The organism is Ornithinimicrobium tianjinense, assembly GCF_014636495.1.
Lineage (GTDB): Bacteria > Actinomycetota > Actinomycetes > Actinomycetales > Dermatophilaceae > Ornithinicoccus > Ornithinicoccus tianjinensis.
The window spans coordinates 85932-104247 of record NZ_BMEM01000002.1; the positions used below are offsets into that span (position 1 = coordinate 85932).

Annotated in this window: 18 protein-coding genes; 5 read left to right on the top strand and 13 right to left on the bottom strand. The window is 73.5% G+C overall.

The window, feature by feature from the left end:
• Positions 1–7 precede the first annotated feature (7 nt).
• The 4 genes from IEV65_RS08255 to IEV65_RS08270 are packed head-to-tail and all read left to right on the top strand — an operon-like array spanning position 8 to position 3217.
• The gene (locus IEV65_RS08255) at positions 8–1021 is read left to right on the top strand and encodes a metal ABC transporter substrate-binding protein (protein ID WP_188429753.1); all 1014 of its coding nucleotides are present in this window, start codon (positions 8–10) and stop codon (positions 1019–1021) included.
• Entirely contained in the window at positions 1018–1800 is a 783-nt protein-coding gene (locus tag IEV65_RS08260; protein ID WP_188429754.1) for a metal ABC transporter ATP-binding protein, read from the top strand. Before IEV65_RS08255 ends, IEV65_RS08260 begins: the two co-directional genes overlap by 4 nt.
• On the top strand, positions 1800–2804 hold the full coding sequence (locus IEV65_RS08265) for a metal ABC transporter permease (RefSeq protein ID WP_188429756.1): 1005 nt from the start codon (positions 1800–1802) through the stop codon (positions 2802–2804). Before IEV65_RS08260 ends, IEV65_RS08265 begins: the two co-directional genes overlap by 1 nt.
• Complete coding sequence (locus tag IEV65_RS08270; RefSeq protein WP_188429758.1) at positions 2801–3217, top strand: Fur family transcriptional regulator; 417 nt, start codon at positions 2801–2803, stop codon at positions 3215–3217. Before IEV65_RS08265 ends, IEV65_RS08270 begins: the two co-directional genes overlap by 4 nt.
• Positions 3218–3413: 196 nt before the next feature.
• On the opposite strand, the gene IEV65_RS08275 is transcribed toward IEV65_RS08270, so the two are convergent.
• Both IEV65_RS08275 and recO read right to left on the bottom strand, forming a co-directional pair.
• Positions 3414–4202 carry an isoprenyl transferase gene (locus tag IEV65_RS08275; RefSeq protein WP_188429760.1) on the bottom strand — a complete coding sequence of 263 codons (789 nt, stop codon included), beginning with the start codon at positions 4200–4202 and terminating at the stop codon, positions 3414–3416.
• 3 nt (positions 4203–4205) lie between these two features.
• Positions 4206–4937, bottom strand: coding sequence for a DNA repair protein RecO (recO, locus tag IEV65_RS08280; RefSeq protein ID WP_188429762.1), 732 nt, complete (start codon positions 4935–4937; stop codon positions 4206–4208).
• A gap of 94 nt (positions 4938–5031) precedes the next feature.
• On the opposite strand from recO, the gene IEV65_RS08285 reads away from it, so the two are divergent.
• A complete protein-coding gene (locus IEV65_RS08285; RefSeq protein WP_188429764.1) occupies positions 5032–5667 on the top strand; it encodes an alpha-ketoglutarate-dependent dioxygenase AlkB in 636 nt (211 codons plus the stop codon).
• Here the strand turns inward: IEV65_RS08285 and ptsP are convergent.
• From ptsP to hrcA, 11 genes are all read right to left on the bottom strand, one after another.
• Entirely contained in the window at positions 5633–8146 is a 2514-nt protein-coding gene (gene ptsP, locus IEV65_RS08290; protein ID WP_188429766.1) for a phosphoenolpyruvate--protein phosphotransferase, read from the bottom strand. The two genes, IEV65_RS08285 and ptsP, sit on opposite strands and share 35 nt — an antisense overlap.
• 12 nt (positions 8147–8158) lie before the next feature.
• Positions 8159–8773 carry a dihydroxyacetone kinase subunit DhaL gene (dhaL, locus tag IEV65_RS08295; protein WP_308642567.1) on the bottom strand — a complete coding sequence of 205 codons (615 nt, stop codon included), beginning with the start codon at positions 8771–8773 and terminating at the stop codon, positions 8159–8161.
• 11 nt (positions 8774–8784) lie between these two features.
• Complete coding sequence (dhaK, locus tag IEV65_RS08300) at positions 8785–9789, bottom strand: dihydroxyacetone kinase subunit DhaK (RefSeq protein ID WP_188429770.1); 1005 nt, start codon at positions 9787–9789, stop codon at positions 8785–8787.
• A gap of 66 nt (positions 9790–9855) precedes the next feature.
• Entirely contained in the window at positions 9856–10791 is a 936-nt protein-coding gene (gene era, locus IEV65_RS08305) for a GTPase Era (RefSeq protein ID WP_188429772.1), read from the bottom strand.
• A complete protein-coding gene (locus IEV65_RS08310; protein WP_188429774.1) occupies positions 10781–12127 on the bottom strand; it encodes a hemolysin family protein in 1347 nt (448 codons plus the stop codon). Before IEV65_RS08310 ends, era begins: the two co-directional genes overlap by 11 nt.
• A complete protein-coding gene (gene ybeY, locus IEV65_RS08315; protein ID WP_188429776.1) occupies positions 12124–12630 on the bottom strand; it encodes an rRNA maturation RNase YbeY in 507 nt (168 codons plus the stop codon). The genes IEV65_RS08310 and ybeY overlap by 4 nt, the downstream gene beginning before the upstream one ends.
• Positions 12630–13748: a PhoH family protein gene (locus IEV65_RS08320; RefSeq protein WP_188429778.1), complete on the bottom strand. Its 1119-nt coding sequence runs from the start codon at positions 13746–13748 to the stop codon at positions 12630–12632. The genes ybeY and IEV65_RS08320 overlap by 1 nt, the downstream gene beginning before the upstream one ends.
• Before the next feature lie 13 nt (positions 13749–13761).
• A complete protein-coding gene (locus tag IEV65_RS08325; RefSeq protein ID WP_229735097.1) occupies positions 13762–15171 on the bottom strand; it encodes an MFS transporter in 1410 nt (469 codons plus the stop codon).
• Entirely contained in the window at positions 15168–15905 is a 738-nt protein-coding gene (locus IEV65_RS08330; RefSeq protein WP_188429781.1) for a 16S rRNA (uracil(1498)-N(3))-methyltransferase, read from the bottom strand. Before IEV65_RS08330 ends, IEV65_RS08325 begins: the two co-directional genes overlap by 4 nt.
• A 4-nt stretch (positions 15906–15909) precedes the next feature.
• Positions 15910–17037, bottom strand: a complete 1128-nt coding sequence (gene dnaJ, locus IEV65_RS08335; RefSeq protein WP_188429783.1) for a molecular chaperone DnaJ — start codon at positions 17035–17037, stop codon at positions 15910–15912.
• Between the two features lie 91 nt (positions 17038–17128).
• Positions 17129–18157 carry a heat-inducible transcriptional repressor HrcA gene (gene hrcA / locus IEV65_RS08340; RefSeq protein ID WP_188429784.1) on the bottom strand — a complete coding sequence of 343 codons (1029 nt, stop codon included), beginning with the start codon at positions 18155–18157 and terminating at the stop codon, positions 17129–17131.
• Positions 18158–18316 lie beyond the last annotated feature (159 nt).

Below are 18316 nucleotides of genomic sequence, written 5' to 3' on the forward strand. Positions count from 1 at the left end.
TGGCGGTATGCCGTTCCGCTCCCGCCTCGCGGCCCTGACCGCCCTCACGATCGTCCCGCTCACCGCCTGCTCCGGCCCGGCGCAGACCGGGACCGACGCTGGTGACGACGGCGGGCAGGTCCAGCTGGTGGCCAGCTTCTACCCCGTCGAGTACATCCTCGGACGACTCGCCGGGGACCGGGCGGAGATCACCACCCTCACGGCCGCGGGCGTGGACCCGCACGACGTCGAGCTCAGCCCCCGCACGGTGGGCACGATCGGCTCGGCCGACCTGGTGGTCTACGCCTCGGGGATGCAGCCGGCTGTCGACGACGCCGTCGCCCAGTCCGGCTCCGGCACGACGTTCGACGTGGTGCCGGCCGCCGACCTGCTCGCGCTCCGGGAGACCGCGGAGCAGCATGCCGAGCACAGCGACGACGACCAGCACGGCGACGACGACCAGCACAGCGAGGACGAGCACGCCGACGAGGAGGAGTCCCACGACGACCACGGGCACGGCGCCGAGGACCCCCACTTCTGGCTCGACCCGGTCCGTTACGCCGACGTCGCCGACGCCGTCGCGGAGGAGCTCGCCACCGTCGACCCGGACGGCGCCCAGGTCTACCGCGCCAACGCGGCCGCCCTGCGGGAGGACCTCGAGAAGCTCGACGGCGAGCTCGAGGCCGGACTGGCGGACTGCACCAGCAGGGAGGTGGTGACCACGCATGACGCCTTCGGCTACCTCGGCCACCGCTACGACCTGCACCTGACCGGCATCAGCGGCATCTCCCCCGAGTCCGAGCCCTCGCCGGCACGGCTCGCGGAGGTGGCCGCGATGGTGGAGGCGGACGGGCTCACCACCGTGTACACCGAGCCGCTTCTGGGCGACGCGATCGCCCGGACCCTCGAGGTCGAGACGGGCGTCGCGGTGCTGACGCTGGACCCTGTCGAGGGCATCACCGACGCGTCGGCCGGCCAGGACTACCTGGCCGTGATGCGCGCCAACCTCGCTGCCCTCCGCCAGGGTCAGGGGTGCTCGTGAGATCCACCGAGGTCGTGCGCCTCCACCAGGCGGCGTTCGGCTACCAGGGGCGGCCCGTCGTCACCGACGTCGACCTGAGCGTCCGTCGTGGCGAGGTCGTCGCCGTCCTTGGCCCCAACGGGTCGGGCAAGACCACGCTGGTCAAGGGCCTCCTGGGCCTGTCCGAGCACCTCTCGGGCGAGGTCAGCGTGCTCGGCACGCCCCTCGCCCGGCTGCGCGACCGCACCAGGGTCGGCTACGTCCCCCAGCGGCACACGCTCACGGGCGGGGTGCGCGCCACGGTCCTCGAGGTCGTCCTGACTGGACTGCTGTCCAGCCGACCCTGGTGGCGCCCGCTGGGTCGCGACGCGCTCACCCCGGCCCTGGCCGCGCTGGACACCGTCGGGCTGGCCGACCGGGCCCGGTTCGACGTCGAGACGCTCTCCGGGGGCCAGCAGCGCCGTGTCCTGATCGCCCGCGCGCTCGTCGCCCGCCCCGAGGTGCTCGTCATGGACGAGCCGACCGCCGGCGTGGACCGCACCAGCCAGCAGGTGCTCGCGGGGGTCCTCCGGCGGCTCGGGGAGGCGGGCACCACCATGGTCGTGGTCACCCACGAGCTCAGCGCCCTTCGCGGGGTCGTCGACCGCATCGTCGAGGTGGACTCCGGCCACCTCACCTACGACGGCACCCCCGAGGGGTATGCCGTGCACCAGGCCGAGCTGGCCCGGGCCGCAGGCCGCGGACCCGCCGCCCCCGACGGGCGGCATACCCGGACCGGGGAGACGGGAGGGGCACGGTGATGTCCGAGATGCTCTCGCTGGAGTTCATGCGCACCGCGTTGCTCGCCGCCCTCTGCGTCGGGCTCGTCGCGCCGATGGTCGGGATCTTCCTGGTCCAGCGCCGGCTGTCCCTCGTCGGCGACGGGATCGGGCACGTCGCGCTCGCGGGTGTCGCCGTCGGCGTCGCGACACAGAACAGCCCGGTGTGGTCTGCGCTCGTGGCCGCCGTGCTGGCCTCGGTGCTCATCGAGCTCGTCCGGGCCCGGGGCCGCACGTCCGGCGACCTCGCGCTCGCGCTGATGTTCTACGGGGGTATCGCCGCCGGGGTCGTCATCATCAATCGCGCCGACGGCGCCCAGACCGGCACCCTCACCGGCTTCCTCTTCGGCTCGATCACGACCACTTCCCGGGAGGAGCTGGCGCTCTTCGCCGCCCTCTCGGTCGTCATCGCCGGCGTGGTCCTCCTGCTGCGCCAGCGGTTCTTCGCGGTCGCCGGCGACGAGGAGTACGCCAGGGCCAGCGGCCTGCCCGTGCTCGCGCTCAACATCGTCCTCGGCGTGCTCACCGCCGTCACCGTCGTCGTGGCGATGCGGGTCATCGGCCTGCTGCTGATCAGTGCCCTCATGGTCATCCCGAACGCCGCCGCCCAGCAGCTCTCCGGCAGCTTCCGGGCCGCCGGCCGCTGGGCGGTCGGCTTCGGCGTGCTGGCCTCTGTCGGCGGGGTCATGGCCTCCTACCAGCTCGACACCGCCGCGGGCGGCACGGTGGTGCTGCTGGCGATCGCGGTCTTCGTGGCCGCGGCCCTGGCCGGGTCGCTGCGGCGGGCCCTGGCCCGGCGACGGCACCGGCACGCCGAACGACACCTGCACGAGCACGGCCCGGACTGCGGTCACGCCGCGGTCCCGCACGGTGACCACGTGGACTACCTGCACGACGGTCACCGTCACGCCGCCCACGAGGGCCACTACGACGAGCACGCCGACGAAGCGCACGTCCAGCCCGAGCCCGAGGAGGCGAACCGATGAGCACCGCACCGAGCCAGCGACGTCGCCCGACACGCCAACAGTCGGCCGTCATCGAGCGGCTGGGGCGCAGCGAGGACTTCACGAGCGCCCAGGACCTGCACGCCCGGATGCGCGAGGCCGGCGACAAGGTCGGCCTGGCCACCGTCTACCGCACGCTGACCGCGCTCGCCGCCAACGGCGAGGTGGACATGATCCGCACCGACGAGGGTGAGGCCGTCTACCGGCGCTGCTCCACCGGGCACCACCACCACCTCGTGTGCCGCAGCTGCGGACGGACCGTGGAGATCGAGGGCCCGGCGGTCGAGCGCTGGGCGGACCGGGTCGCCGACGAGCACGGCTACACCGACGTCGAGCACACGCTGGAGATCTTCGGCACCTGCCGGGAGTGCGCCGCCCGCACCCACCACTCCTGACCGGACAGGCGTTCTGCACGGACCGGACAGGCGTTCTGGACCGACCGGACAGGCGTTCTGGACCGACTGGACAGGCGCTCTGGACCGACCGGACAGGCGCTCCGGACCGACCGGACAGGCGTTCCGGACCGACCGGACAGGCGTTCTGCACAGGCGCGAGGAGGGCCCTCGCCCGGAGGGTATGACGCCTCCCGGCTCAGGCGCTCGGCGTGTCCACGGCGCCGCCGTAGCGGCGGTCGCGCGCGGCATACTCCTCGATGGCGGCCCAGAGGTTGCGCCGGTCGTAGTCCGGCCAGAGGACGTCCTGGAAGACCATCTCGGCGTAGGCGCTCTGCCACAGCAGGAAGTTGGAGGTCCGCTGCTCCCCCGAGCTGCGGACGAAGAGGTCCACGTCCGGCACCTCCGGGTGGTAGAGGTAGCGGCCGATGGTGCGCTCGTCGATCCCGCGCGGCGACAGCCGACCCGACCTCACGTCCTCACCGATCCGGCACACGGCGTCGGCGATCTCCGCGCGACCCCCGTAGTTGACGCAGAAGTTGAGCGTGATGCGGTCGTTGCCCCGCGTCTGCTCCTCGGCGCGCTCCAGCTCGGAGATGACCGACCGCCAGAGCCGGGGCGTCCGCCCCGACCAGAGCATCCGCACGCCCCACGAGTCGAGCTCGTCGCGGCGCCGGTGGATGACCTCCCGGTTGAAGCCCATCAGGAAGCGGACCTCGTCGGGGCTACGCCGCCAGTTCTCCGTCGAGAAGGCGTAGGCGCTGATGCACGTCACGCCGATCTCGATCGCGCCGGCGATGACGTCGAGCAGGCTCGCCTCCCCCGCCTCGTGTCCCTGGGTGCGCCTCAGCCCACGCTGGTTGGCCCAGCGGCCGTTGCCGTCCATGACGATCGCGACGTGCCGCGGCACCAGGTCCTGGGGCACGGCGGGCGGGCGGGCGCCGCTGGGGTGCGGGAAGGGCTGCTGGTAGGCGCGTGCACCGGCCATGGGTCAGTGGATCCTCTCGACGTGCCGCAACGACCGCACCCCGCGCTCGAGGTGCCACTGCAGGTATGCCGCCACGAGGCCGCTCGCCTCGCTGCGGTGACGCCGTTGGCTGGCGTCGGCGACGGCCCAGTCTCCCGCATACAGGGCGGTGAGCAGCTCCAGGCTCTCGGGTGCCGGGGCGCTCGAGCCGGGCGGGCGGCATACCGGGCAGACGACGCCGCCCGAGGGGACGTGGAAGGCCCGGTGCGGACCGGTCATGCCGCAGCGCGCGCAGTCCACGAAGCTCGCGCGCCAGCCGGCGATCGCCAGCGCGCGCACGAGGTAGGAGTCGAGCACCAGGCGCGGGTCGTGGGCGCCGCCCGCGAGCGCCGCGAGGGCACCGGCGAGGAGGGTGAAGTGCGGCACCGACCCCTGACCCTCCTCGGTGAGCTGCTCGCAGGTCTCCAGCATCACGCTGGCGGCGGTGAAGGCGGCGTAGTCGCGCGTGATGGCCTCGCCGTAGGTCGCCAGGCAGTCCGCCTGTGTGATGGTGTCGAGGTTGCGACCCTCGTAGCACTGGACGTCGACGACCATCCCCGGCTCCAGCCGCGCCCCGAACTTGCTCTTGGTCCGGCGGACGCCCTTGGCCACCGCGCGCACGGGGCCCCGGCCCCGCGTGAGGAGCGTGACGATCCGGTCGGCCTCGCCCAGCTTGTGCGTGCGCAGCACGATGGCGGCCTCGCGATAGGTGGGCATGGTCCATTGTCCCCCGAGGTACCGCCGCCTGCGGCACGGGACACACCACGACCTCGCTCTCGACACATTCGTACACCTGTTCTACAGTAGGAGCATGATGCTGCAGGGCTCGCTCCTGGACCAGGTGGACGACGTCGGGCTGCGCCCGCTGGACGGCGCCGTCCGGCGGCAGACGCTCGACCACGGCGCCTGGATCGACGTGCGCCCCGGGTGGGTGACCGGCTCCGACCAGCTCTTCGCCCGTCTCACGCTGGGCGGCCCGGCAGGGGTGGAGTGGCACGGCGAGGAGCGGCAGATGTGGGACCGGCAGGTCGCCACACCCCGCCTCCTGCGCTTCTACCGGGAGGGCGAGCGGCTGCCCGACCCGGTGCTCGTCCAGGCGCGCGCAGCGCTCGACGCCTACTACCTCGAGGAGGCCGGCGGCCCCTTCGTCACGGCCGGGATGTGTCTCTACCGTGACGGTCGCGACAGCGTGGCGTGGCACGGCGACCGCACCGGACGCAGCTCCTGGGCGGACACGATGGTCGCCATCGTCAGCCTCGGTGCACCGCGCGCTCTCCTGCTGCGCCCGCGCGGGGGCGGTCACAGCCTCCGCCACGTCCTGGGCCACGGCGACCTGCTGGTCATGGGCGGCAGCTGCCAGCGCACCTGGGACCACTGCGTCCCCAAGTCGAGCCAGCCCACCGGGCCCAGGATCAGCGTGCAGTTCCGCCAGCGGGGAGTGCGCTGACGGCCCTGGCCTCGAGCAGGGCCCGCACCTCCCGGGCGCTTCCGCAGCCCAGGGCGGCGTCGGCCAGCGCGCGGTAGTCGGCGAGCGACCCCGCACGCAGCCTCTCCTTCACCGCCGCGACGCTCGCCGGCGACGCGCTCAGCTCGGCGGCCCCCAGGCCGACGAGCAGCCCGGCGACGTCCGGGTCAGCGGCCATCGAGCCGCACACGCTCACGCTCAGCGAGCCGTCGAGCGCCTGGCACACGTCGCGCACCATCTGCAGCACGGCCGGCTCGAGCGGGTCGGCCCAGGGCCCGACCGCCGCACTCCCCCGCTCGGCGGCGAGGACGTACTGGCTGAGGTCGTTGCTGCCGATCGAGACGAAGTCCAGCCCCCGGGCGAGGTCGCCCACCCGCAGGGCCGCCGCGGGCACCTCCACCATGATGCCGACGCGCAGGCCGGCCGGGCGAGGCGTGCCCGTGCGACGCACCGCCTCGTCGAGCGCCTCGAGCCCCAGCTCGACGTCCTCCCTCGTGGTCACCATCGGGAACATCACCTGCAGGCGGTGCTCCTGGGCGGCCCGGCACGCCGCCTCGAGCTGGTCCACCAGCAGGGTCCGGTCCGTACGGAAGGCCCGGATGCCCCGCACCCCCAGGAAGGGGTTCGCCTCCTCCCGGGAGGGGATGAACGGGAGCGGCTTGTCACCCCCGACGTCCCAGGTGCGCAGCGTGACGGGGTGAGGGGCGAGCGCCTCCGCGATCGAGGCGAAGGCCCGGGCCTGCTCCGCGACCGTGGGAGCCTGTCGGTGCTGTCCGAAGAGCGCCTCCGTGCGGACCAGCCCGCAACCCTCCGCACCAGCCTCCGCCGCGAGACGCGCCGTCCCGACCGAGGTGACGTTGGCGCGGACCGGCACGGCCACGCCGTCGGTGGTCACCGCGGGGTCGTGGGCCGCCACCATCGCACGCCTCCGGGCCTCTCCGCGTCGTTCGAGCAACCGCTCGAACTCCGCCAGGACCTCCGCCGGCGGATCCACCTCCAGGCGTCCGGACCGTGCGTCGAAGGCCACCACGGTGCCGGTCGCGACGCCTTGGAGGCGCTCGGCGCCCGTCAGGACAGGCACGCCGCGGGCCGCGGCGACCAGCACGCCGTGGCCGGTTGCACCGCCCCGCAGGGTGATGACACCCCGGACCGCCCGGGCGTCCAGGGAGATCGCGAGCGCAGGGTCCAGCTCGTCCACGACGAGGATCCCCTCGCCGAGGTCATCCGGGTCCTCCAGCCCCGCGAGGATCCTCAGGACCCGGTCCCCCACGGAGCGCACGTCCTGCGCACGCTCGCGCTGATAGGGGTCGGCCAGCCCTTCGAAGCGGGCAGCGGCCTCCTCCACCACCTGCTGCCAGGCCCGCAGCGCCCCCAGCCCGGTGCCCAGCCGTCGCTCGACCGCGGCCGTCAGGGCAGGGTCGCGCAGCAGGGCCGCGTGCGCCTCGAACACCTCGGCCGCCCCGGCCCCCAGCCGTCCACGCGTCGTCGCCGCGAGCTCGCCCAGGCGCGCCACCGCTGAGTGCACGGCTTCCATCCACCGGCGGTGCTCGGTCCCGGTGTCCTCGACAGGTATGTCGGGCAGGTCCAGCTCGGCTGCGGTCCGGACGACCGGACCCACGGCCGCCTCGAGCCCGGAACCGGCCACCCCGGGCTCGTCCACGAGAGCGACGGGCGCACTGGCCACGGCCAGCTGGTCGCCGGTGCCGCCCGGCAGGTCGCCGAAGCCTTCCTCGGCCAGCCGCACGAGGCCCTCCAGCGCGTCCTCCGCCAGCGGGCCCCGGGCCTCGGCCAGCAGCACGTGCCCCTGCTGCGCGTCGAGGGTCGCCACCCCGGACAGGCTGAGGGCGTCGACAGGTCCCCGGCCGACGGTCAGGTTGCGCACCCGAACCTCGGTTCCGGGCGCCACGTCGGCCACCCTCGCCACCAGCCGGGCTGCCGGCCTGGCGTGCAGGCCGTGCTCCGCCACGACCGGCAGCTCGACGGCGTGCGGCCACGGCTCGTCAGCCGTCAGCTGCCCGGGCAGCGCCTCGGTGCGGACCTCCTCGCCGCCGAGGTGCGTGCGCTTGGCGCCGAGGCCCGACTCGGCCTCCCGCGCCACGGCGGCCGCGTCCAGCCCTGCCGCGGCCGCGACGACGGCAGCGACGAGGCCCTCGACGAGGGGGGCCGGCGACAGGACGACCCGTCCGACGACCTCAGGGTCCACCAGCTCGAGCGCCATCTCCGCGGACAGGACCGCGCTGCCCAGGTCGAGCAGCACGACGACCCCCTCTCCCCCGGACGCCTCGTCCGCGGCGGAGATCGCCTCGGCGACCGCAGCGGCGTCCGTGCCGATGGTCCGCTCGTCCAGTCCCGCCGCGATGCCGACGTGCGGGGCACCGTCGGGCGGCGCCATCTCCATCGCCAGGGTCACCGCGGCCTCGGCGAGGGCGTGGCTGTGTGAGACGACGACCAGGGAGATCACGGCGCCCGATCCTCAACCGAGGCTGCGGGCGGCCGACTCCAGGAGCATGGTCGCGCTCGTGGCGCCCGGGTCGAGATGACCGGCGGAGCGCTCGCCGAGGTAGGAGGCCCGGCCCTTGCGGGCGACGAGCGGCTCCGTGGAGTCCCTGCCGCCAGCCGCAGCCACGGCCGCGGCCTCCAGGCATCCGGCCAGGTCGGCGCCGCCGCTCGCCGCCCCGTCGAAGGCACGCACCGCCGGCGCGAGCGCGTCATACATGGTCTTGTCCCCGACCTCCGCCTTGCCGCGGGCGACCACGCCGTCCACCCCGGCGCGCAGCGCCTGCGCGACCTCGGTGGGACCGACGGAGGTCGCCCCGGCCAGCGGCGCCGCGAAGCGCAGGAAGAAGGTGCCGTACAGCGGGCCCGAGGCGCCCCCGACCTGGCTGACGAGGGTCATGCCCACCTTCTTGAGGTAGGCGTCGATCCCCTCGCCGTCGGCGTCCGGCAGTGCGGCGCAGGCAGCGAAACCGCGGGCCATGTTGGTCCCGTGGTCACCGTCCCCGATGGCGCGGTCGAGGTCGGTGAGGTGCTCGGCCTGCTCGGTCAGCATGGCCGAGGTGTCGGCGATCCAGGCGCGGAACTGGCTCACGTCGGCCACCGTCACACCCCCCACCGCAGCCCGGGAGTGTCGACGGGGGCGTCCCACAGCCGGACCAGCTCGTCGTCGGCCCGCAGGAGCGTGACCGAGCAACCGGCCATCTCCAGGGAGGTGATGTAGTTGCCGACCAGGTTGCGGGCCACGGTGACACCGGCCGCGGCCAGGATGCGGTGGACCTCGTTGTACATCAGGTAGAGCTCCAGCAGGGGCGTGCCGCCCATCCCGTTGACCATCGCGATAACGCTCTCGCCGCGCGCGAGCCCGAGGTCCGCGACGACCGGTCCGAGCAGATCCTCGGCGATCTCGCGGGCGGGAGCGAGGGGCACCCGGGCACGGCCGGCCTCGCCGTGGATGCCGATCCCCAGCTCCATCTCGTCCTCGCCGAGCTCGAAGGTGGGCTTGCCGGCCGCGGGGACGGTGCAGGAGGTGAGCGCCATACCCATGGAACGGCCCTGGCCGTTGACCTTCTGGGCCAGCGCGAGACATTCCTCGAGGGAGCGGCCCTCCTCGGCGGCCGCCCCGACGATCTTCTCCAGGAGGACGGTCACGCCGACGCCCCGGCGACCGGTGGTGTAGGCGCTGTCCTGCACGGCGACGTCGTCGTCGGTCACGACCGACGCGACCTGGGCGCCTCCGCCCTCGGCGGCCATCTCCGCGGCCATCTCGAAGTTCATGATGTCGCCGGTGTAGTTCTTCACGATGTGCAGGACCCCGGCGCCGCCGTCGACCGCCTGGGTCGCGGCGAGGATCTGGTCAGGCACCGGGGAGGTGAAGACCTCGCCGCAGCAGGCGGCGTGCAGCATGCCGGTGCCGACGTAGCCGCCGTGCATGGGCTCGTGCCCCGAGCCTCCCCCGGAGACGAGGGCGACCTTTCCCTGCACGGGCCCGCCTGCCCTCAGCACCAGTTTGTGCTCCAGGTCGACGTCGAGCCGGTCGGGATGGGCAGCCGCCATGCCCGCGAGCGCTTCGACGACGACATCTGCCGGATCGTTGAGCAGCTTCTTCATGGACCCACTCTGCCACGCCCGCCTCGCGCAGGGGCGGGGACGGCGCCCCGGCCGTCGGACCGGCGCTCAGAACCCCAGCCGGTCCAGCGCCTTGGGATCGCGCTGCCAGTCCTTGGCGACCTTGACGTGCAGGTCCAGGTAGACGCGGTGGCCGAGCAGCCGCTCGATCCCGGCGCGGGCGGTCGTGCCCACCTCCCGCAGCCGGGAGCCGCCCCGGCCGATGATGATCGCCTTCTGGCTCGGCCGCTCGACGTAGACGTTGACGCGCACGTCGCTCATGGGGTCGTCCTCCGGTCGACCCTCGCGCGCGACGACCTCCTCGACCTGGACGGCCAGGCTGTGCGGCAGCTCGTCGCGGACGCCCTCGAGAGCGGCCTCGCGCACGAGCTCGGCGATCATCACGAGCGTCGGCTCGTCGCTGACCTGGTCGGGTGGGTAGAGCGGCGGCGACTCCGGCAGGAAGCTGGCCAGCAGCCCCGCCACCTGCTCGACCTGCTCGCCGCTCACCGCCGAGCACGGGATGATCGCGTCCCAGTCGCCCAGCCCGTCGATCGCGACGAGGTGCTCCGCGAGCCGGTCACGGTCGACGCTGTCGGACTTGGTCGCGATGGCCACGACCGGCACCCTGCGCACCCGCTGGAGCTCGGCCAGGTCCTTGGCGATGTAGGTGTCCCCCGGACCGATGCGCTGGTCCGAGGGCAGGCAGAAGCCGATGACGTCCACCGACAGGAGGGTCTCGCGCACGAGGTCGTTGAGCCGCTGACCGAGCAGCGAGCGGGGCCGGTGCAGGCCGGGGGTGTCCACGAGCACGAGCTGCGCGCGGTCGTCGGTGCGGATGCCGCGGATCGTGTGGCGCGTCGTCTGCGGCTTGGAGGAGGTGATCGCGACCTTCTCCCCGACGAGGGCGTTCGTCAGGGTGGACTTGCCGGCGTTGGGACGACCCACCAGGCAGGCGAAGCCGCTGCGGTATGCCGTGGTGCTGGGTCCGGTCTCAGCGGGCACGCTGGTCCTCCTCGGTCGGGGCGGGCACGGGCTCACGCACGTGCTCGGACGGGCTGTCAGGGTGGGCGGTGGGCTCGAGGCGACGCACCAGGACGGTGGCGACCCGACGGCGGCGGCCGGCCATCCGCTCCGCGGTCAGCTCCAGGCCGGAGACCTCGCCGACCGACCCCTGGATCGGGACCCGGCCGATCACGGTCGCGAGGAGACCGCCGACGGAGTCGACGTCCTCGGTCTCGATCTCGACGTCGAACATCTCGGCGAGGTCGTCGACCGGCAGGTTGGCCGGCACCCGGGTCAGCTCCCTGCCGTCGGCATCCATCACCTGCTCGACGTCCGCCTGCTCGCGGTCGTGCTCGTCGGTGATCTCGCCGACGATCTCCTCGAGGACGTCCTCGATCGTGACGAGGCCGGCGGTGCCGCCGTACTCGTCGATGACCAGCGCGACGTGCTGACGGGCCTGCTGCATCTCGCGCAGCAGCGCGTCGACACGCTTCATCTCCGGCACACGCTGGACCGGGCGCATCACCTCGGTGACGACGACGGCTCCGACGGCGTCGGGATGGGCGTTGGCGTAGCGGGCGACGTCCTTGAAGTAGAGCATCCCCAGCACGTCGTCGGTGTCCTCGCCGACGACGGGGACGCGGGAGAAGCCCGAGCGCAGGAACAGGGACATGGCCTGCCGGAGGACCTTCTCGGACTTGATGGTGACCAGGTCGGGCCGCGGCACCATCACCTCCCGGGCCACCGTGTCCCCCAGCTCGAAGATCGAGTGGATCATCTCCCGTTCCTCGTCCTCGATGACCGAGGACTCCCCCGCCAGGTCGACCAGCTCGCGCAGCTCGGACTCCGAGGCGAAGGGGCCCTCGGCATACCCCCGGCCCGGGGTCACGGCATTGGCGGTGACGACCAGCAGCTTGGCGACGGGGCCGAGGAAGAGGCGCAGCAGCCGCACCACGGGAGCGGCGAGCAGGGCGACGGACTCGACGTGCTGGCGACCCAGCGTCCGCGGCGAGACCCCGACCACCCCGAAGGAGACCACGGCCATGATCGCCGTCGCGACGAGGGCGGTCCGCCAGTGCGAGTCGGCGACGATGTCCACCGCGACCGTGACGAGGACGGCCGTGGCCGCCTCGGCCGTGACGCGCACGAAGGTGGCGACGGCGAGGTACGGCGAGGCGTCGGCCATGATCCGCGCCAGCGCCCGGGAGCCGCGACGGCGCTCCTCGAGCAGCTGGGCCGCCCGGTGACGGCCGACCCGCTGCAGAGCGGTCTCGCCGGCGGCGAGCAGGAACGCGATGACCGTGGTGGCGATCGCGAGGAGGACGAGCGAGGTCATCCGGCGGTCCCACCAGCCTCCGGCGCCGCCGTCGTCGTGCGGCCCCGCTCGGCCAGGAAGGTGAGCAGCAGGGTGCGCTGCAGGTCGAACATCTCGCGCTCCTCGGCCGGATCGGCATGGTCGAAGCCCAGCAGGTGGAGGATGCCGTGGGTGGTGAGGAGCAGCAGCTCGTCGCCCACCGCGTGGCCGGCCGCCTGCGCCTGCGCCCGGGCCACGGACGGGCAGAGCACGACGTCCCCGAGCAGACCCGGCTCAGGCTCCTGCCCCTCGCGGCCCGGCCGCAGCTCGTCCATCGGGAAGCTCATGACGTCGGTCGGACCGGGCAGGTCCATCCACTGCTCGTGCAGGGCAGCCATCGCCGGCTCGTCGACCAGGGTGATCGTCAGCTCCGCCTGCGGATGCACGCGCATCTGGGCGAGCACATGACGCCCCAGGTCCGCCAGCTCCTGCTCCGGCACCGGCGAGGGCACCTCGCCAGACTCGTTGAGGACCTCGATGCTCATCAGCCCTCCCTCCCGTGGTCGGTCGGCTCCGCCTGCTCCGGTATGACGTCGCGCACCGGCGCGACGGGCCGTGCACCCCTGCGCGGGGCCGGCCTGCGTCGCTGCGGACGGTCGGTCTCCCCCTCAGCCCCGCGGCGCTGCCGTGCGTCGTAGCGGCCGTAGGCCTCCACGATGTCGCCGATGAGGCGGTGCCGGACGACGTCCTGGCTGGTGAGCGTGGCGAAGTGGATGTCCTCGACGCCCTCGAGGATGTGCTGGACGACCTTGAGTCCGGACTGGATCCCGCCCGGCAGGTCCACCTGAGTGGTGTCCCCGGTGACGACCATCTTGGAGCCGAAGCCGAGCCGGGTGAGGAACATCTTCATCTGCTCCGGCGAGGTGTTCTGCGCCTCGTCGAGGATGATGAACGCGTCGTTGAGGGTCCGCCCGCGCATGTAGGCCAGCGGCGCCACCTCGATGGTGCCGGCCGCCATGAGCTTTGCCATCGACTCGGGGTCGACCATGTCGTGCAGGGCGTCGTAGAGCGGCCGCAGGTAGGGGTCGATCTTGTCGTTCAGGGTGCCGGGCAGGAAGCCCAGCCGCTCCCCCGCCTCGACGGCCGGGCGGGTCAGGATGATGCGGTTGACCTGCTTGGCCTGGAGCGCGGCGACCGCCTTGGCCATGGCCAGGTAGGTCTTGCCGGTGCCCGCCGGGCCGAGGCCGAAGACGATCGTGTGCGCGTCGATCGCGTCGACGTAGTGCTTCTGGTTGAGGGTCTTCGGGCGGATCGTGCGGCCGCGGTTGCTGACGATGTTCATCGTCAGCACGTCGGCCGGGCGCTCCGCGGTCGAGGCCCTCAGCATGCCGATCGAACGCTCCACCGCGTCGCGGTTGAGGGGCTGGCCCGTGGCGGCCACCGAGAGGAGCTCGTCCACCAGGCGCTCGACGAGGGCCATCTCCCCCGTGTCACCGGTGAGGCGGAACTCGTTGCCGCGCACGTGCACGTCGACGCGCGGGAAGGCCCGCTCGATCGTGCGGAGCAGCTCGTCCTGGGGGCCGAGCAGGGTCACCATCGGCACGTCCTCCGGGACGACCACGGTGTGGGTGGGGGTGGGCCGCTGGCGGGGAAGGTCTGTCATCAGGTGCCCCAGTCTAGGCGTCGGCCCCCGTCACGGCAGGCGCATCCGCCACCCGCGCCCCCGGCGGCGTCTCGCGGGTCCGGGAGGCGGAGAGGACCGAGAGCGCGCCGACGCCGACGGCCACCGCCAGCGTCCCGACGAAGGCGGTGTGCTGCTGGCTGCCGTAGAAGGCGCCGAACGCGACACCGGCGAGCGCCAGCGCCACGGCACTGCCCAGCGCCTCCCCGACGGCCAGGGCAGAGGTGTTGCGCCCCACCTCCGACGGCGGGGAGAGCCGCATCGTGAGCAACGTCGTCGTGGGGTAGGCCAGGCCCACGCCGAGCGTGGCGAGCCCGTAGAGCAGAACGACGACCCACCCTGGCCCGGCGACCACCACCACGAGCCCGAGGAGCACCATCATGGCGGTGAACACGACGACCCCGACGAGCATCACGCGGTAGCGGTCGGTGGTCTCGGGCAGACGCCCCTGGAGCCAGGAACCGAGCGCCCACGTCACGCTGGCCGCGGCGAGGACCGAACCCGCCTGCGCGGGTGAGTAGCCGTGCTCGTCCCGCAGCATGAGGGGCAGATAGGCCTCGGCGGTGACGAAGCTCGCGCCGAGCGCCGCCCGCACCCCGATCACCGAGGCCAGACCGCGGCCCAGGGTGAGGGTGCCCGGCGGCAGCAGGCGCAGGGCGGAGCCGAGCAGCACGACGACCGCGGCGCCCCCGACCAGCCACTCCAGCCCCTCGACCCGCTCCCCGGCGAGGTTGAGCAGGGCCACGCTCACGGCGGCCGCGACGGCCCAGGCGATGGTGGAGGGGCGCAGGTATGGCGCGTCCGCCCCGGGGTGGGTGCCCCGTAGCGCAGGGCGCAGCACGAGGAGGGAGAGCACCACGAAGGGTGCCACCCCCAGGAAGACCCAGCGCCAGGACAGCTGCTCCACGAGCAGTCCGGTGAGCAGCGGGCCGGCGAGCCCCGGTACGACCCAGGCGGCCGCGAGCAGCGAGAAGACGGCGGGTCGTCGCGCGTCCGGGATCCGCTGGGCGATCACGACATACACCGCGACGGTCGACAGGCCCGACCCCAGGCCCTGCAGACCCCGTCCCAGGACGAAGATCTCCATCCCGGGGGCGAGGCCGGCCACGAGGAGTCCGGCGGCGAAGAGCGCCGATCCCGCGACCACGACGGGGCCGGGACCGCTGCGGTCGCACCACCAGCCCCCCACGATCATGCCGACGACGCTGGCGGCGACGGTCGCGCCGAAGGCGAGGTTGTAGAGCGCGTAGCCGTCGAGGGCGGCCGCGACCGTCGGCATGGCTGCTCCGACCGCGATGTACTCGAGGGCGAAGAGGGCGATCAGGCCGGCCGCACCGACCGAGGCGCTGCGCAGGCCGGGCGCGAAGATCGAGGTGGGGACTGGTGCGGCGGGGGCTGGGTTCACCGCCACCCCGCACGGGTGTGCAGGGCGGCAAGCGCAGCGGGTCCGGCTGTGGAGGTCCTCAGCACCGTCGAGCCGAGGCGCACCGCCACGGCGCCCGCACCCGTGAGGGCGGTGAGCTCGTCGTCGCTGACGCCGCCCTCGGGGCCGACGACGAGGAGCACCTCGCCGGCCTTGGGCAGGGTCACGTCGGTCAGCGCTCGGCTCGCGGACTCGTGCAGCACGAGCGCCAGGTCGGCGGACGTGACGCGGCCCAGCAGCTCGGCCCGGTGCGCCAGCGGCGCGACATCGGGCACCCGCACCCGGCGGGACTGCTTGACCGCGGCGACGACGGTCTGCTCCCACTTGCGGTGGGCCTTCTCGGCCCGCTCGGCGCGCCAGCGCACGATGGAGCGGTCGGCCTGCCACGGCACGATCTCGTCGACGTCCAGCTCGGTTGCGGTCTCGACCGCCAGCAGGTCGCGGTCGCCCTTGGCCAGGGCCTGCACGAGGACGAGCCGCAGCGGCGCCGTCGGCTGCTCCCCCAGCTCCTCGACGCGCAGGTCGAGCGCGCCGCGGTGGGAGAGGGAGACCGAGCACACGGCATACCGGCCCGTGCCGTCCGAGAGGAGCACCTGCTCGCCCGGGCCCAGACGCTGCACGTCGGCGGCGTGCCGGCCCTCCGGGCCGTCGAGGTGGACCTCGGTCGTGCCGTCCGGCAGCGAGCCGGCGGCGACGAGGAAGAGGGGTGCGGTCACGTCCTCACCGGCCGCGCAGCGCGTCCCAGAGCTTGCCCTTGCGGCCGTGGCCCTGACCGGCGGAGGCCAGGCGGCCCTGCGGCCGGGTCTCACCGCGGTCCTCGGCGAGGCGCGTCAGGAGCTCGCGCTGCTCGTCGGAGAGACGGGTGGGGACCCGGACGTCCAGGTGGACGACGAGGTCACCGCGCCCCTCGTGACGCAGATGGTTGACGCCGAGGCCGGGCAGGCGCACGGTCTCGCCGGGTTGCGTGCCCTCGTCGACGACCACCTCGCGCTCCCCGTCCAGCGTGTCCAGCGGGATCGTCGAGCCGAGCGCGGCGGCGGTCATCGGCACCTCGAGGGTGCAGTGGAGGTCGTCGCCCCGACGGGTGAAGGTGTCGTCGGCGGCGACCGCGATCTCGACGTAGAGGTCGCCGGGCTCGCCGCCGTAGGGGCCCACCTCGCTCTCACCGGCCAGCTGGATGCGGGTGCCGCTGTCGACGCCGCCGGGGACCTTGATGGTCAGGTCCCGGCGGGTGCGCACACGCCCCTCGCCGGAGCAGTCGAAGCACGGGTGCTCGATGACGTCGCCGTAGCCGCGGCACGCCTGGCACGGTCGGGAGGTCATGACCTGGCCCAGGAAGGATCGCTGGACCTGCTGGATCTCGCCGCGGCCGGCGCAGACCTGGCAGGTGCTCGTGCCGGTGCCGGGCTGGGCGCCCGAGCCCGAGCAGGTGGCGCAGCCGATCGCGGTGTCGAGCGTGAGCGTCTCCTCGCCGCCGAAGACGGCGGTGCGCAGGTCGATGTCGAGGCGGACGAGCGCGTCGTGGCCCCGCTGCACACGCGAGCGCGGGCCGCGCGCGCCGGCCGCGGTGCCGCCGAAGAAGGCGTCCATGATGTCGCTGAAGGAGAAGCCCTGGCCGAAGCCGCCGGTGGCGCCGCCGTAGGGGTCCTGTCCGCGGTCGTACGCCGCCCGCTTGTCGGCGTCCGCGAGGACGTCGTAGGCCTGCGAGACGCGCTTGAACTCGCTCTCGGCGTCGGCTCCGGGGTTGACGTCAGGGTGCAGGGTCCGCGCCTTCTTGCGGTAGGCGCGCTTGATCTCCTCGAGGGTGGCCTCGCGGGAGACACCGAGGTCTGCGTAGTAGTCGTTCACTGGTTCGGGGCGTCCTTGGGTCGGCGTGCGTCAGCGGTGGTCAACGGTCGGAGGGCCTGAGGTATGCCCGGGGTCGGGTGCGCGGGGTGTCTCACCCCTCCAGGATCTCGGCCACGTAGTGGGCGACGGCGCGCACCGCGGCCATCGCCTGGGGGTAGTCCATCCGGGTCGGGCCCAGCACGCCCAGGCCGCCGACCACGCCATACCGGGTGGCGACGACCGAGGTGGTCTGGAGCGGCTCGTAGGGGTTCTCGTGGCCGATGGACACGGCGACGGCGTCCCCGGCCTCGCCGCTCGCGAGCGTGGACATGCCCCCGATCAGCCGGAGCAGGACGACGTGCTCCTCGAGCGCGTCGAGCACCGACGACAGTGAGGTCGGGAAGTCCGTGCCGACCCGCGCCAGGTTGGCGGTGCCGGCCAGCACGACCCGCTCCTCGGTGTCCGCAGCAGCGGCGTCGGCCAGGGCGGCCGCGACGGACTCGGCCACCCGCCGGTCGTCCACGGGCACGGCGTCGAGCACGGAGGCGAGTCGCGCCGGGATCATCGAGAGCAGCTGCCCCACGGCCGCGCCGTTGATCCGCGAGCGCAGGTCGGCGACCGCCAGCTCGTCGCCGGACAGGTCGCGGCCGACGTCGACGACGCGCTGCTCCACGCGGCCCGTGTTGGCGATGAGCACCACCATCAGACGGGTGCCACCCACCGGGACGAGCTCGACGTGGCGGACCGTGGAGCGCGACAGGCTGGGGTACTGCATGACGGCGACCTGCTGCGTCAGGCTCGACAGCAGCCGGGTCGTGCGGGACACGACGTCGTCGAGGTCGACGGCGCCACCGAGGAACTGCTCGATCGCGGTGCGCTCGGCGCGCGAGAGCGGCTTGACGGTGGAGAGCCGGTCGACGAACAGGCGGTAGCCGGCGTCGGTGGGCACCCGGCCGGCGCTCGTGTGCGGCGCCGTGATGAGGCCCTCCTCCTCGAGGACGGCCATGTCGTTGCGGACGGTCGCGGCCGAGACACCCAGCCGGTGGCGCTCCAGGAGCGCCTTGGAGCCCACTGGCTCGGAGGTCTTCACGTAGTCCTGGACGATCGCGCGGAGCACCTCGAGGCGACGGTCGTCGCTCATGGTCGGCTCACCTCCCCTGGCGTTGGCGGTCTGGCACTCTCTGGCACTGAGTGCCAGTCTACGCGGGTCTGCCGGGTGCTCGGCCCCTCCCGACCGGACAGGCGCTCGTGCCACCCACCCCTCCCGACCGGACAGGCGCTCGTGCCAGCCGCCCTGGCG

Coding starts and splice junctions, on each gene's coding strand:
- IEV65_RS08255 (WP_188429753.1), top strand. CDS start 8: ATGCCGTTCCGCTCCCGCCTCGCGGCCCTGACCGCCCTCACGATCGTC.
- IEV65_RS08265 (WP_188429756.1), top strand. CDS start 1,800: ATGTCCGAGATGCTCTCGCTGGAGTTCATGCGCACCGCGTTGCTCGCC.
- IEV65_RS08270 (WP_188429758.1), top strand. CDS start 2,801: ATGAGCACCGCACCGAGCCAGCGACGTCGCCCGACACGCCAACAGTCG.
- IEV65_RS08275 (WP_188429760.1), bottom strand. CDS start 4,202: ATGGCCGGTGCACGCGCCTACCAGCAGCCCTTCCCGCACCCCAGCGGC.
- recO (WP_188429762.1), bottom strand. CDS start 4,937: ATGCCCACCTATCGCGAGGCCGCCATCGTGCTGCGCACGCACAAGCTG.
- IEV65_RS08285 (WP_188429764.1), top strand. CDS start 5,032: ATGATGCTGCAGGGCTCGCTCCTGGACCAGGTGGACGACGTCGGGCTG.
- dhaK (WP_188429770.1), bottom strand. CDS start 9,789: ATGAAGAAGCTGCTCAACGATCCGGCAGATGTCGTCGTCGAAGCGCTC.
- IEV65_RS08310 (WP_188429774.1), bottom strand. CDS start 12,127: ATGACCTCGCTCGTCCTCCTCGCGATCGCCACCACGGTCATCGCGTTC.
- ybeY (WP_188429776.1), bottom strand. CDS start 12,630: ATGAGCATCGAGGTCCTCAACGAGTCTGGCGAGGTGCCCTCGCCGGTG.
- IEV65_RS08320 (WP_188429778.1), bottom strand. CDS start 13,748: ATGACAGACCTTCCCCGCCAGCGGCCCACCCCCACCCACACCGTGGTC.
- hrcA (WP_188429784.1), bottom strand. CDS start 18,157: ATGAGCGACGACCGTCGCCTCGAGGTGCTCCGCGCGATCGTCCAGGAC.